Below are 14,007 nucleotides of genomic sequence, written 5' to 3'. Positions count from 1 at the left end.
GAACTCAGCAGTGAAACGACGCATCGCCGATGGTAGTGTGGGGCTTCCCCATGTGAGAGTAGGTCATCGTCAAGATTTATTCCCAAAACCCCTGGTCGCATCGCGATCAGGGGTTTTGTCTTTTGCGGGTCTGAAACGGCCTGCGTCGAGCCGCAAGCTCCAAGCAAACAGATCCAAAGCTCCAGGCGCGTGCTTGAGCTTGCAGCACCCGGCTTGTAGCTTATGCCTGTTTTCCGCCAATCTGACCCAGGTAGCCCATGTCGCAGTTCGAACCTATCACGCCAGGCTTCATGGTGATCCACGGCAACCGCCCAGATGATCTACGTAGCCTGGTGGTGGAGTGGATGCGTCGCTATCCCCTGCGCCCCCTGGAGAACGAAGTTGCCCTGGTACAAAGCAACGGTATCGCCCAATGGCTGAAGATGGCCCTGGCCGCGGACCCGGAAGACGGCGGCTGTGGCGTGGCGGCTGCAATCGACGTGCAACTACCAGGCAGTTTCCTGTGGCGGCTGTACCGCTCGGTACTGGGTCGCTCGGAGATTCCGGAAAACTCGGTACTAGACAAAGGCCCCCTCACATGGCGGCTCATGCGCCTCCTGCCGGTGCTGATCGAGCAGCCCGTGTTCGCCCCGCTGGCCCGCTTCCTCAAAGAGGATCGGGACATGCGCAAACGCTACCAGTTGGCGCAACGGCTGGCTGACCTTTATGACCAGTACCAGGTCTATCGCGCCGACTGGCTTGAGGACTGGGCCGAAGGACGTTACCAACTGCGCAGCGTGCGTGGCGACGCGCGCCCCTTGAGCGACGGCAACACCTGGCAAGCCGCGCTGTGGCAGGCGCTGCTGGCTGACGTGGGCACGCAGGGCATGGCGCAGAGCCGGGCGGGGGTGCATCAGCGTTACATGCATACCATGCTGTCGGCGCAAACCCCGCCACCGGGCCTGCCTAGCCGAGTGATCGTGTTCGGTATCTCGTCGCTGCCCGCGCAGGTACTGCATGCCTTGGCTGGACTGGCCCGATTCACGCAAGTCCTGCTTTGCGTACACAACCCTTGTCGCCATCACTGGGCCGACATCGTAGCGGACAAGGACCTCCTGCGCCGCGAGTACAGGCGGCAAAGCCGCAAGCCTGGCATGCCGCTGCAGCTGGACGCCACCAGCTTGCACCAGCACGCGCAGCCGCTTTTGGCCGCCTGGGGCAAGCAAGGCCGTGACTACATAGCCTTGCTGGATGAGTTCGACCAGCCAGACAGCTACAGAGGCGCGTTCAGTGACGGCAAGATCGACCTCTACAGCGACGGCGGCACCGATACGCTGCTGAGCCAACTACAGAATGACATCCTGGAACTGCGCCCCCTGGCTGAAACCCGTGAGCTCTGGCCCCCGATAGATCCGCAGGTGGACCCTTCCATCCGTTTCCATATCGCCCATAGCGCTCAGCGTGAAGTGGAGGTGCTGCATGACCAGCTCCTGCAGCGCTTTTCCAGCAATCCGGACCTGAAGCCGAGGGACATTATCGTGATGGTCCCGGACATCAATGGCTACGCGCCCTACATCCGTGCCGTGTTCGGCCAGGTGGCGCGGGATGATAAACGCTTCATACCCTTCACCCTGAACGATCAGGCTCAGCGCGGTCGGGACCCGCTGCTTATTGCCTTGGAGCATTTGCTACAACTGCCCGATAGCCGCTTCGCCGTAGGCGAGATCCTGGACCTTCTCGACGTACCCGCCGTGCGGGCTCGTTTCGGCATCCCCGAGCAGTCCCTGGCCATCCTGCACGCCTGGATCGAGGGCGCCGGCATCCGCTGGGGGCTGGACGCCGGGCAGCGCAAGGCGTTGGGCCTGCCTGAAGGCATGGAGCAAAACAGCTGGCGATTCGGCCTGCGACGCATGCTGTTGGGCTATGCCGTAGGTAGCGGGGAAGGGTTCGCCGGGGTGGAACCCTATGATGAAGTCGGCGGCCTGGACGCTGCGCTGGTGGGCCCCTTGTTCGCCATCATCGACCGTCTGGACCACTGGTACCAGGCCCTGCTCGAGCCGGCCGCGCCAGAGGTGTGGGGCCAGCGCCTGCAAGGCTTGGTCAACGACTTCTTCAAGCCCGAGGACGAGCACGCTGAGTACTTGCTCATACAGCTCGATGAGCTTCGCGACCAATGGCTGCAAGCCTGCGAGGAAGTCGGCCTGGTGGAAACGCTGCCTCTGACAGTCGTACGCGAAGCCTGGTTGTCGGGGTTGGACCAGGGCGGATTGAACCAGCGCTTCCTGGCCGGCTCGGTGAATTTCTGTACGCTGATGCCCATGCGCGCCATTCCCTTCGAGATGGTTTGCCTGCTTGGCATGAACGATGGTGACTACCCCCGCGCGCAACCGCCGCTCGACTTCGACTTGATGGCGGCGGACTACCGCCCCGGTGACCGCTCCCGGCGTGAGGACGATCGCTACCTGCTGCTCGAAGCCGTGCTCTCGGCCCGAACGGAGCTGTACATCAGCTGGGTGGGGCGCAGTATTCGCGACAATACCGAGCGCCCACCCTCGGTGTTGGTGGGCCAATTGCGCGATCATCTGGCCGCGGGTTGGCGGCTGCAGGGTGAACCCGATCAAGGGGAGGCCCTGCTAAAGGCCTTGAGCCTGGAGCACCCCTTGCAGCCCTTCAGCATCCGTTATTTCCAGGAAGGCCAGCCGGCCTTGTTCAGTTATGCCCGTGAGTGGCAATCGGTCCATGAACCTGGCGCCCCACTGGCCGCGGTCGAGGACTTGCCACCCTTCGAGCCTGACGGGCCGTTGGGGCTGGAGGTGCTGGCCAATTTCCTGCGCAACCCGGTCAAGCACTTCTATACCCAGCGCTTGAAGGTGCATTTCGAAGCGTTGCAAGGCGCCTTGGAAGAGGCCGAGCCGTTCATCCTCGACGGCCTGCAGCATTACAGCCTGAGCACTCACTTGCTGGAAACAGCCCTGCAAGGCAGGGAAGGCGAACTCGAAGCCCTACTGCGCACCCAGGCCGGTCGATTGCAGGCGGCCGGGCATTTGCCCATGGCCGGCTTTGGTGAGCTGCTTCAGGCAGAACTGATCGCGCCTTTGCCAGACCTGCTCGCTCGTTACCAAGGATTGCTGGTGCGCTGGCCTACGCCAATGGAAAGCGCGCTGCCGTTGTATTTCCAGGCTCAGGGCCTGGAAGTGGAAGGCTGGCTGGCGGGGCTACATGAAGGCGAGGGCGGAGCCTTGTTGAGCGTCACCCTGCTGGCCAACGCAATCAACACCCGAGGCGGGCGCAAATGGTCGCGGCTGATCGCGCCCTGGGTGCAGCACCTGATGGCTTGCGCCGAAGGGCTGCCACTGCACACCGCCGTGGTTGCCACTGATACCACCCTGCTTCTGGCTCCCTTGGATGCACAGACCGCCCATGACACGCTGACAGAACTGCTAATAGCGTGGCGCAACGGCATGTCACGGCCGTTACCGGTTGCCCCGCGCACTGCCTTCGCCTTTCTTGCGGCCAAGGACCGGGACGCGGCATTCAAGGCGGCCCAGGTGGCCTACGAAGGCTCGGAATTCCCAGGCGCGGGTGCTGGCGAACGAGCGCGTGACATGGCCTTGGCACGGCAATACCCCGACTTCGCCGCGCTTACTGCCGATGAGACTTTCGAAGGTTGGGTGCAGGCACTGTACCAGCCCTTGTTCAGCGCCCCCTGGGCGGACCTTCAGGCCCAGGAGAACGCCCGATGAGCGAAGCAGTCCGGCCCCTCGCCCTCAGCTTTCCGCTGCGCGGCAGCCAATTGATCGAAGCCAGCGCAGGCACCGGCAAAACCTTCACTATCTCTGCCCTTTATCTGCGCCTGGTACTGGGCCACGGGGCAGGGGATTCAGGGTTCGGTCGCGAACTGCTGCCACCGCAAATCCTGGTGGTGACCTTCACTGACGCCGCCACCAAGGAGTTGCGAGACCGCATCCGCGCGCGCCTGGCCCAGGCGGCACAGTTCTTCCGGGACGAGATCGCCGCGCCTGATGCGCTGGTCGGCCAGCTCCGCGACGACTACCCCAACGACGCCTGGCCCCTGTGTGCCAGCAAGCTCGATGCGGCGGCCCAGTGGATGGATGAAGCAGCGGTCTCGACCATCCACGGCTGGTGCCAGCGCATGTTGCGCGAACATGCCTTCGACAGCGGCAGCCTGTTCACTCAGAGTCTGGAAACCGACCACAGCGAGTTGCTCAATGAAGTCGTACGCGACTACTGGCGTCAGTTCTGCTACGGCATGGTAGGCGACACCCTCGGCTGGGTAAGGGAAAACTGGAAGTCGCCAGCCGCCTTGCTGGCGCGGGTGAGGGGCCTGCTTGGCGGTGCCGGCCCCTTGGACGAAAACGCACATCCGGCCTTGCACATCGAAGAAGGGCTGCGTCGCCGCCTGGATGAACTGGCCCAGATCAAACAACCCTGGGGCACCTGGGTGGAGGAGCTGCGTGCCTTGCTATTGCAGGGCATCGCGGACAAGGCCGTGGACGCCCGCAAGCTGCAGCCCCGTTACTTCGAGCCCTGGCTGCAAGGGCTGGCCGAGTGGCATGGGACGCCGGATGCTCACTTACTGGATATCGGCAAGGGCTTCGAGCGGCTGACACCACAGGGCCTGGCCGAAGCCTGGAAGACCGAGCCGCCCAGCCATGCGGCCCTGGACGCCATGGTGGAGTTGCGCGAGCGCTTACGGCAGTTGCCCGACCCCGGCGCGGATGCGCTGGCCCACGCGGCCGCCTGGGTGGCGGCGCGCTTCGAAAGCGAAAAGCGTCGGCGGGCCGAAATGGGCTTCGACGATATGCTGCTGCGTCTGGACGCAGCCCTGCGCGGTGAATCCGGCGAGGCGCTGGCGCAGATCATTCGCGAGCAGTACCCGGTGGCGCTGATCGACGAATTCCAGGACACCGACCCGGTGCAATATCGCATCTTCGAGCGTATCTACCAGATCGAACAGAACCGCCAGGACCTGGGCATCTTCCTGATCGGCGACCCCAAGCAGGCCATCTATGCCTTCCGTGGCGCGGATATTCATACCTATCTGCGCGCGCGACGGGCCAGCGCCGGGCGGCTGCATAGCCTGGGCACTAACTTTCGCTCCACCGAGGCCATGGTAGCGGCGGTCAATCGCGTGTTCGAGCACGCCGAGGCCAGGCCCACCGGTCGCGGGGCCTTTCTGTTTCGCGACGGCGAAGACAACCCGGTACCCTTCCTGCCAGTGGCGGCCCAGGGCCGCAAGGATAGGCTCCAGGTAGAGGGTGAGGCGCAACCGGCCCTGACCTTCTGGGCGCTGCACAGCGACAAGCCCGTGGCCAATGGCAGCTATCGGGAGCACCTGGCCCCCGCCTGCGCCAGCGAGATCGTTCGCCTGTTGGAACTGGGCAAGGCCGGCCAGTGTGGTTTCGCCAGCCCAGACGGTCAGTTGCGGCCACTGGCCCCGGCGGATATCGCCATCCTCGTGCGCGACGGCGGTGAGGCCCAGGCTATTCGTTCCGAGCTGCGTGCTCGCGGGGTGCGCAGCGTCTACCTATCGGACAAGGAATCCGTCTTCCGCAGTCAGGAGGCGGTCGATGTGCTGGCTTGGCTGCGCGCCTGCGCCGAGCCGGACGCGGACCGTCTGCTGCGCGCGGCCCTGGCCAGCGTCACCCTGGCCCGGCCGTTGGCCGAACTGGAAGCCTTGAACCGCAACGAACTGGTGTGGGAGGCGCGTGTGATGCAGTTCCGCGAGTACCGCGCGCTCTGGCGCGGGCAGGGCGTGCTGAGCATGTTGCGCCGGCTGCTGCATGACTTCGAGTTGCCGGTACGCCTCACCGCCCGGGCCGATGGCGAGCGGGTGCTGACCAACTTGCTGCACCTGACCGAGCTGCTGCAGCAGGCCTCGGCGGAGCTGGATGGCGAACAGGCATTGATCCGCTACCTGGGCGAACGCATTACCAGCCAGGTGGATGGCGGCGAAGAGCAGGTGGTGCGCCTGGAGAGCGACGAGCAGTTGGTCAAGGTGGTGACCATCCACAAATCCAAAGGCCTGGAATATCCCCTGGTGTTCCTGCCCTTCGTATGCAGCGCGCGCCCAGTGGACGGCAGCCGCCTGCCCGTCAGCTGGCACGACGCCCACGGCGAACCGCGAGTGACCATGACACCGGATGAACAGGTGATCGCCATGGCCGACGACGAGCGCCTGGGGGAAGACCTGCGCCTGCTCTATGTCGCGCTCACCCGGGCGCAGTATGCCTGCTGGCTCGGCGTGGCGGACCTCAAGCGGGGCCGCGATAGCCGTTCCGTGCTGCACCGCTCGGCTCTAGGCTATCTGCTCGGCGGCGGCGCAGCACTGGAGACATCCGCCGAACTGGCCGGCTGGCTGACCGAAGTCTGCGCGGGCAACCCAGCGCTGGAGGCTCAGCCATTGCCTCAGGTCAGTGACCACTTCTACGTGCCGCCGCGCAGCGAGCAGCGTTTGCGGCCCGCCCGGGAACCGAGCAGGCGCGCCGCCGAGCATTGGTGGATCGCCTCCTACAGTGCCCTGCGCATTGCCGACAGCGTGGAGGGGGAGGCGGCGCCAGACAGCCTGCGCGCCCAGAATCTGCTGGACGACGAGCCCCTGGGCAACGCCGGCCTGGTGGCCTCCGGTCATGGTTCGATCCACCAGTTTCCGCGCGGGCCGCACCCGGGGACCTTCCTTCATGGGCTGCTGGAGTGGGCCGGTCGCGAGGGCTTCGGTCAGCTGGCGGAAAACCCTGAAGCCCTGCGCGATACCCTGGCCCGACGCTGCGCCACGCGTGGCTGGGAAGGCTGGATACCCACCCTGGACCACTGGCTCAACGCCTTGCTGGCCGCGCCATTGCCGCTGGCGGAAGGCGTCCAGGTTCGCCTGTGCGATCTCCAGGATTACCGCTACGAAATGGAGTTCTGGTTTGCCAGCCGAGAGGTCGACGTGGTACGCCTCGATACCCTGGTACGCCAGCACACCCACGCAGGCGCCCCACGCGCCGCGGCCGAAGGCAGCCGGCTGAACGGGCTGTTCAAGGGCTTCATCGATCTCTGTTTCGAGCATGATGGCCGCTATTACGTGGCCGATTACAAATCCAACTGGCTGGGGGCCGAAAACGCCAGCTATTCATCGGCCGCCATGGAAGTCGCCATCCTCGAGCATCGCTACGACCTGCAATATGTACTCTACCTGCTGGCGCTGCATCGTCAGCTCAAGGCACGCCTGCCCGGCTACGATTACGACCGCCACGTGGGCGGCGCGCTCTTCATCTTCCTGCGTGGGCTCGGTGCGCGCAGCCGTGGCGTCTATTTCAGTCGCCCACCCAGGATATTGATCGAGCAGTTGGACCTGCTCTTCCAAGGTAGGCTGCAGGCGCTGAACACCGATGCCCAAGCCGACTTGTTCGAAGGAGCCCGGCCATGAGTGATCGCTTCAGCCTCGACAACGCCACTCCGGTAGCCGAGCCGCTGACCCCGCTGGCCTCCAGCGCCAGCCTGTTCGCGCTTCTGGACCGTTGGGTCGCACGCGGCTGGCTGCGCCCATTGGACCTGGCACTGGTACGCTTCCTGGCCGAGCAAGCCGCCTGCGCGGAACCCCTGGTGCTATTGGCGGCGGCCTTGACCAGCCACCAACTGGGCCATGGCCATGTCTGCCTGGACCTGGCACAAACCCTGGCCGAGCCGGACTTTGCCCTGTCGTTGCCGCCGGAGGGCGAAGACAGCCTCAATCCCGAAGTACTGCCCTCGAGCGTCCTGGCGCACCAGGGCCTGGTGCAGTGGATTCAGGCACTGGAAGCATCGGCGCTGGTTGCCCAAGGCCAGCATGGGGCCAGCGATAGGCCTCTGGTGCTCAGCAACGAACGCCTGTACCTGCGCCGGTACTGGACCTACGAGCGTGCCGTGGAGCTGGCCCTGCGCACGCGCCTGGCTTCGCCAGCGGAAGTGCCCGGCGACCTGCCCGTACGCTTGGCCGCGCTCTTCCCCGCGCCTGCGGCCGAGGGCGTGGACTGGCAAAAACTGGCCTGCGCGCTGGCCACCCGCGCCGCCCTGAGCATCATTACCGGCGGGCCTGGTACCGGTAAAACCACCACGGTGGTGCGCCTGCTGGCGTTGTTGCAAGGGCCTCGGGTCGAGGCCGGGCGGCCTTTGCGTATTCGCCTGGCGGCGCCCACCGGCAAGGCCGCCGCCCGCCTCACCGAATCCATCGGCGCCCAGGTGCAAAGCCTGGACGTGGCCGACGCCATCAAGGCGCGCATTCCCACTGAAGTGACCACGGTGCACCGCCTGCTGGGCAGCCGCCCGGGAACCCGGCATTTCCGTCATCACCGAGGCAATCCGCTACCGCTCGATGTACTGGTGGTGGACGAAGCCTCGATGATCGACCTGGAGATGATGGCCAACCTGCTCGAAGCGTTGCCACCGCAGGCGAGGCTGGTGTTGCTGGGCGACAAGGACCAGCTTGCCTCGGTGGAAGCCGGCGCGGTACTGGGGGATCTCTGCCGCGACGCGGAGGCCGGTTATTACAGCCCGGCCACCTGGGCCTGGCTGGAAAAGGTCGCCGGTCAGGCCCTGGACGCTTCCGGGCTGCGCGTGGGCGACCCGGTCGAACATGCCCTGGCCCAGCAGCTGGTGATGCTGCGCCACTCCCGTCGCTTCGCCCAAGGCAGCGGTATCGGCGAACTGGCCCGGGCGGTCAATGAGCAGCGTCCGGCCGATGCCCGCCGCGCCCTGGCCGACGCCAGCTTTGCCGACATCACCAGCTGCCGCCTGCAAGGCGAGCAGGACCAGGCCCTGGAAAGGCTGTTGCTCAGCGGTAGCAGGCGCGGTCGTGGCAGCGCCAGCGGTTATCGTCAGTATTTCGATGTGCTGCAGCGGCACCGCCCGCCGGCGGATACGCCCTTGGCGGACCCGGCCTGGCTCGCCTGGGCCGGTGAAGTGCTGAGCAGCTTCGACCGCTTCCGCCTGCTCTGCGCGGTACGCAAGGGGCCCTGGGGCGTGGACGCCATCAACCAGCGCGCCACCCGGGCACTCTATGGCGCGAACCTGATCGAGAGCGATCATCACTGGTACGAGGGCCGCCCCGTACTGATGACCCGCAATGACTACGGTCTGGGCCTGATGAACGGTGATATCGGTGTGACCCTCCGTTTGCCCGAATCGCAAGACAGCCACCGGTTGACGCTGCGCGTCGCCTTCCCACGCAACGACGGCCAGGGTGGAGTGCGCTTCGTCTTGCCCAGCCGCCTCACCGATGTGGAAACCGTGTACGCCATGACCGTGCACAAGTCCCAGGGCTCTGAGTTCGAGCACACGGCGCTCATCCTGCCGGATGTGCTCAACCCGGTGCTGACCAAGGAGCTGATCTACACCGGCATCACTCGGGCGCGGCGCTGGTTCACCTTGGTGGAACCACGCCCGGGCGTGTTCGAGGAGGCGGTAAGCCGACGGGTGCGGCGCCTCAGTGGCCTGATGCTAGAGCCGGCTGGCTGAGCTCGACCGGCGCTTGCTCTTCCAGGCCCACGAAGCGGCGCACACGCTGTGCCGCGGGGTCGCTGCGCAAGGCTGTGGGCGAGCCGTCGAAGGCCACCGTGCCGTGCTCCATGAAGATGACCCGGTCGGAAATGGAAAGGGCGAACTCCATTTCATGGGTAACGATGATCAGGGTCATGCCTTCGTTGGCCAGGTCGCGGATCACCTTCAACACCTCGCCCACCAGTTCCGGGTCCAGGGCCGAAGTGGGTTCGTCGAACAGCATCACGTCCGGCGCCATGGCCATGGCCCGAGCGATGGCCACCCGCTGCTGCTGCCCACCGGAAAGCTGCTGCGGATACTTGCGTGCATGGGCCAGCAGGCCGACCTTGTCCAGCAATGCCAGTGCCCGGCTGTCGCTCAGCCCAGCGGGTTCGCCGTGGTAGCGGGGCGCAAGGGTGATGTTGTCCACCAGGGTGCGATGAGGGAACAGGTTGAAGTTCTGGAACACCATGCCGATGCGGCGTATGCCTTGGCGCACGCGACCGCTATTGGGATGCTCGCCAGCGTTGATGTAGCTTTCTCCGAAGAGCACGATCTCGCCGCGGTCGATGCTTTCCAGGCCGTTGATGGTGCGGATGAGCGACGTCTTGCCTGAGCCTGACGGGCCGATGATGGAGATCACCTCGCCACTGGCCACGCTCAGGTCGATGCCCTTGAGCACTTCATGGTTGCCGTAGCGCTTGTGCAGCCCACGCAGTTGCAGCGCTGGCGCCGCGCCTCGGGTCGGCACTTGCGGTGGACGCAGCGCAGCCGCTGGCAGGGTACTGCGTAGCCGAGCCACTTCAACATCACCCAAGGCAGCCGGGGTGCGCCTGTTGAGGTCCAGGCCGCGTTCCAGCCACTGCAGCGCCCAGCCGAATACGGTCACGATCAGCACGTAATAGGCGCCCACCGCGGCCAGGGTTTCCATTACCAGAAAATTTTGCGCGTACAGGCGCTGGCCCACGGTAAGCAGCTCGGTCAGGGAAATCACCGAGACCAGCGACGTCAGCTTCACCACCGTGATGTATTCATTGATCAGGGTCGGCAGCGAGATCCGAAAGGCCTGGGGAATGACGATCAGCCGCTGCAGGCCGATCGGCCCGATGCCCAAGGCGCGACCGGCTTCGCGCTGCCCCTTGAGCACGGAGATCAATCCGCCGCGGTGAATCTCCGCCATGTAGGCCGCCTCGGTCACCACCAGGGCGAGCAGGCCGGAATAGAAAGGTTGCGATAGCAGCGCGCCGCTGGCGGGAAACAGCTGTGGCAAGTTGTAGACGAAGACCACCAGCACCAATAGCGGAATGCTGCGGAAAAACCAGATGTACAGGCTGGCCGGTACACGCAGCCAGGCCCGCGTCGAAAGCTTGGCCGTGGCCAGGAAAAAGCCCAGCACCATACCCAGCAGCCAGGCCAGGGCGCTCAGGCAGATCACGGTGACGCAGGCCTTCCAGAAATCCGCCATGGAAAACAGCGAAACGAAATAACCCCAATCGAATTCCATAGGCACCTCAAGCGCCGCCCCGGAAGAGGCGGCGGATAAACTCAGTTAACCGCTTCCAGGTCGTACTTCTTCAGGATCGCGGCGTATTCGCCGTTTTCCTTGCTTGCCTTCATTGCCTGCACGAGGGCCTGGTAGGTTTCGGCATTGCCTTTCTTCACATAGATGCCCAGGGTTTGGGGGTACACCAGCTTTTCTGAGCTGACCACCACCCGGCCATTGGTGCGCTGGGCGATCATGTGCGCCGCCCCGGCGATTTCCACCTGGGCCTGCACATTTTTGGAAAGCAGGGCCTGGGTGACTTCCGGCGCGGAAGGGAACTCGCTCACGGTGATGGCGCCTTTGTTGTTGGGCACGCAATAGCTGCTAGAGAGTTCGCGGAATTTCGCCACCCAGGTGGTGCCCTGTTCCAGGCCGATCTTCAGCCCGCACAAGTCTTCGGGCGTTTTGGGGCTCAGCTCGCTGCCCTTGGGCACCATGATCGCCGCGCCCGTGTTGGCGTAGGGAATGGCCTGAGCCTGGGCTTCGCGCTCAGGGGTGATGTACATGCCGGAGATGATCGCGTCGTAGTGCCCGGCGTTCAGGCCATTGATGAGGTTGGGGAACTTGGTGTCCACGAAGGCCGCCTGGCTGCCCATGGTCTTGGCCAGGGCATGGGCCAGTTCCGGGTCCGAGCCCACCACCTGCTTGTTGGCGTCATAGGACTCGAACGGGGGGTAGGTGATTTCCATCCCCACCTTGAAAACCCCTGGCGTAGCCGTAGGGCTGGCAACGGCGGCGGTGGCGCAGAACAGGCCGGCGGCGAGCAGGCCCAAACGAGTGGAATGGCGCATAGGTGAAGGCTCCTGAGGGGTCACGGTGGTTGGCGGTACGTTCATAGCGCGGCCGCCTGGTTCTTGAGATGGCCGAAGCTGGCGGGCTTGCGTGCCTCGCTGGGCAGGCGCAGCTCGCCGGCGGCGACCTTGCGGCGCAGGTACTGGTAGGTTTGCAGCGCCTGGCCCCACATGTGCTCGCCGATGGCCAGTGCTTCGTACTGCTGCTGGCCCTTGTCGAAGCTGGGCAGCGGGGCGATGCGGGTGTGGTAGTCGCAGGCGTAGAACAGCGGGAAGGCATAGCGCTCGGCCGCGACCTTGCGCACCCGGTGAGCGGTGGCGACGAAGGTGCCGGCGGTCATCACTTCGAGCATGTCGCCGATGTTCACTACGAAGGCGCCAGGGTGCGGTGGCGCGTCCACCCACTGGCCTTGGTCGTTCATCACTTCCAGGCCCGGCTGGTCGGCATACAGGATGGTGAAGCACTCGTAATCGGTGTGCGCACCGATGCCCGGGGCATCCACTCGACGCGGGTCGAAGGGGTAGTGAATCAGCCGTAGCTTGGACGGTGGGCGGCTGACCATGGGCGCGAAGTAGTCCTCCGGCAAGCCCAGGGCCAACGCGAAGCCGCCGAACAGTTTGCCGCCCAGGTCGAACACCGCCTTGTAATACGCTTGCACCGCAGCCTGGAAGCCGGGCACCGTGGGCCAGTCGTTGGGCCCCAGCAAGGGTGTGCCGGCCAGGAATAGCGGGTCGTCGGCGGGCACTTCGAAGCCCACGTCGAAGGCTTCCTTGTGATCTGGCTCGCCTTCCCCGTACACCTCTTCGCCCTTGGGTACGAAGCCCTTATGGCTGGCCGAGGTGCCGATGTAGTGCCGCATCTTGGCGTCCAGCGGTTGGGCAAAGTACGCCTTGGCCGCTGTCTGCAAGCCTTCGATCAAGGCCGGGTCGATGCCGTGGCCGGTGATGTACAGAAAGCCCACCTCACTGGCGGCACGGCCGAGTTGCTCGGCCACTGCCAGGCGATGCTCAAGTTCGACGCTGAACAGGCCGGCGATGTCGACCACGGGGATGCTGCTGAAGTTGGCGTTGCTCATGCCGGCTGGCCCTCGTTGAGGAAACGTTGGAAATGGGCGCGCTCGGCGGTGGCCATCCATTGGTTGATGGCCCACAGGTCCGCCACTGGCGCGTTGGTGAAAGGCAGGTGGTGCAGGTAGCCGTCGGCACCGAATTCAGGCGTGAGGGTAGTGACCGCCTGGCCACGGGCACGCTGGGCCCGCCACACGGCTTCCCAATGGCTTTGATGGAAGGCCAGGGCAGCGGCGTATTCTGGGGCGGCAGGGTGGGGCACCTGAGGGCCCTGGTCGTAGCCCACTCGGGCCTGGATGTGCATTACTCGCTCCACGAAGGGCGAGAGGTCATCGGCGGGGTCGTCCAACAGGCGCTCGCAGCACACCACCCAATGGCTGATATCGCTGGTGAAACGCAGCGCTGGAAGCTGGCGGATCAGCTCGAGGGTGACCCAGGGGTTGAACAGGGAACGGGCGCGGTGGGTTTCCACCAACACAGGCGCCGCCTGTTCGGAGGCTATCGCCAAAAGCTCGCCGAAGAACTCCACTTGTTGCGCCAACGGCCAGCGATCGTTGCCCGCCAGCAGATTGATGAAGCGCGGCCTCAGTTCGCTAGCCCAGTCCAGCTTGCGGCGCAGGTCTTCAAGGTGCTCGGCAGGTGTGGCGCGCTGCTCGGGCAGCACATCGTAGGCTGTGAACACCGTGGCGATATAGGGCACCTGGTTGCTGGCCAGGAAGGCCCCGAATTCCCGCCGCTCCACTGCCTCCAGTGGCAGCCGCGCCTCCATGCCCTCGAAGCCCGCGGCCAGCAGCTCCTCCAGCGCCTGCGCCTTGCTGGCGCGGTAACCCCAGAGTGAACGGAAAATCTCAAGACGCATCGGCAGTCCCTCGGTCCATCGCTACAGGTACCCCCGGCCATGGCCGAGGGCAGATAAGGGCAGTAGCAAAGATGAAACCGAGGTCGGGCCTCTGACGGGCCCGATCCGATGCGCCGATGGTAGGCATTGCGCAGCGGCGCGATGAATAGGCTGGGGCAAATCATTAGTTCAGGGAAATCTGAACTGATTCAAGCACCGCAACATCGTGTTGCTGGTTGAACCCCGTCGGTTTGACGAAACGGGGCGCG

7 protein-coding genes and 1 rRNA gene are annotated in these 14,007 nt (G+C 64.9%); 4 read left to right on the top strand and 4 right to left on the bottom strand.

Going from position 1 to position 14,007, the window contains the following annotated elements:
- The 4 genes from rrf to recD all read left to right on the top strand — a co-directional run.
- Positions 1-75 (top strand): 5S ribosomal RNA (rrf, locus tag ACP691_RS20545); the annotation flags it as partial.
- A gap of 182 nt (positions 76-257) precedes the next feature.
- Positions 258-3,722 carry an exodeoxyribonuclease V subunit gamma gene (gene recC, locus ACP691_RS20540; RefSeq protein WP_426153734.1) on the top strand — a complete coding sequence of 1,155 codons (3,465 nt, stop codon included), beginning with the start codon at positions 258-260 and terminating at the stop codon, positions 3,720-3,722.
- Positions 3,719-7,411: an exodeoxyribonuclease V subunit beta gene (gene recB / locus ACP691_RS20535; RefSeq protein ID WP_426153732.1), complete on the top strand. Its 3,693-nt coding sequence runs from the start codon at positions 3,719-3,721 to the stop codon at positions 7,409-7,411. The genes recC and recB overlap by 4 nt, the downstream gene beginning before the upstream one ends.
- Positions 7,408-9,477, top strand: coding sequence for an exodeoxyribonuclease V subunit alpha (gene recD, locus ACP691_RS20530; RefSeq protein WP_426153730.1), 2,070 nt, complete (start codon positions 7,408-7,410; stop codon positions 9,475-9,477). Before recB ends, recD begins: the two co-directional genes overlap by 4 nt.
- Here the strand turns inward: recD and ACP691_RS20525 are convergent.
- The 4 genes from ACP691_RS20525 to ACP691_RS20510 are packed head-to-tail and all read right to left on the bottom strand — an operon-like array spanning position 9,446 to position 13,759.
- Positions 9,446-11,002 (bottom strand): amino acid ABC transporter permease/ATP-binding protein, encoded by a 1,557-nt coding sequence (locus ACP691_RS20525; protein ID WP_426153728.1) that lies wholly within the window; start codon positions 11,000-11,002, stop codon positions 9,446-9,448. The genes recD and ACP691_RS20525 overlap by 32 nt on opposite strands.
- A 41-nt stretch (positions 11,003-11,043) precedes the next feature.
- On the bottom strand, positions 11,044-11,832 hold the full coding sequence (locus tag ACP691_RS20520) for an ABC transporter substrate-binding protein (protein ID WP_426153726.1): 789 nt from the start codon (positions 11,830-11,832) through the stop codon (positions 11,044-11,046).
- 41 nt (positions 11,833-11,873) lie between these two features.
- Positions 11,874-12,908, bottom strand: a complete 1,035-nt coding sequence (locus ACP691_RS20515) for an isopenicillin N synthase family dioxygenase (RefSeq protein ID WP_426153724.1) — start codon at positions 12,906-12,908, stop codon at positions 11,874-11,876.
- Positions 12,905-13,759 carry a sugar phosphate isomerase/epimerase family protein gene (locus ACP691_RS20510; RefSeq protein ID WP_426153722.1) on the bottom strand — a complete coding sequence of 285 codons (855 nt, stop codon included), beginning with the start codon at positions 13,757-13,759 and terminating at the stop codon, positions 12,905-12,907. Before ACP691_RS20510 ends, ACP691_RS20515 begins: the two co-directional genes overlap by 4 nt.
- Positions 13,760-14,007 lie beyond the last annotated feature (248 nt).

It is taken from the genome of Pseudomonas sp. DC3200b2 (assembly GCF_049895785.1).
Taxonomy (GTDB): domain Bacteria; phylum Pseudomonadota; class Gammaproteobacteria; order Pseudomonadales; family Pseudomonadaceae; genus Aquipseudomonas; species Aquipseudomonas massiliensis.
Note: the sequence above shows the minus strand (reverse complement) of the source record. Positions and strands in the feature narration are given on the sequence as shown.

What these genes read in the sequence shown, in the direction of transcription:
- recD (WP_426153730.1), top strand. Translation starts at nt 7,408, where the DNA reads ATGAGTGATCGCTTCAGCCTCGACAACGCCACTCCGGTAGCCGAGCCG.
- recB (WP_426153732.1), top strand. Translation starts at nt 3,719, where the DNA reads ATGAGCGAAGCAGTCCGGCCCCTCGCCCTCAGCTTTCCGCTGCGCGGC.
- ACP691_RS20515 (WP_426153724.1), bottom strand. Translation starts at nt 12,908, where the DNA reads ATGAGCAACGCCAACTTCAGCAGCATCCCCGTGGTCGACATCGCCGGC.
- ACP691_RS20510 (WP_426153722.1), bottom strand. Translation starts at nt 13,759, where the DNA reads ATGCGTCTTGAGATTTTCCGTTCACTCTGGGGTTACCGCGCCAGCAAG.
- ACP691_RS20520 (WP_426153726.1), bottom strand. Translation starts at nt 11,832, where the DNA reads ATGCGCCATTCCACTCGTTTGGGCCTGCTCGCCGCCGGCCTGTTCTGC.
- recC (WP_426153734.1), top strand. Translation starts at nt 258, where the DNA reads ATGTCGCAGTTCGAACCTATCACGCCAGGCTTCATGGTGATCCACGGC.
- ACP691_RS20525 (WP_426153728.1), bottom strand. Translation starts at nt 11,002, where the DNA reads ATGGAATTCGATTGGGGTTATTTCGTTTCGCTGTTTTCCATGGCGGAT.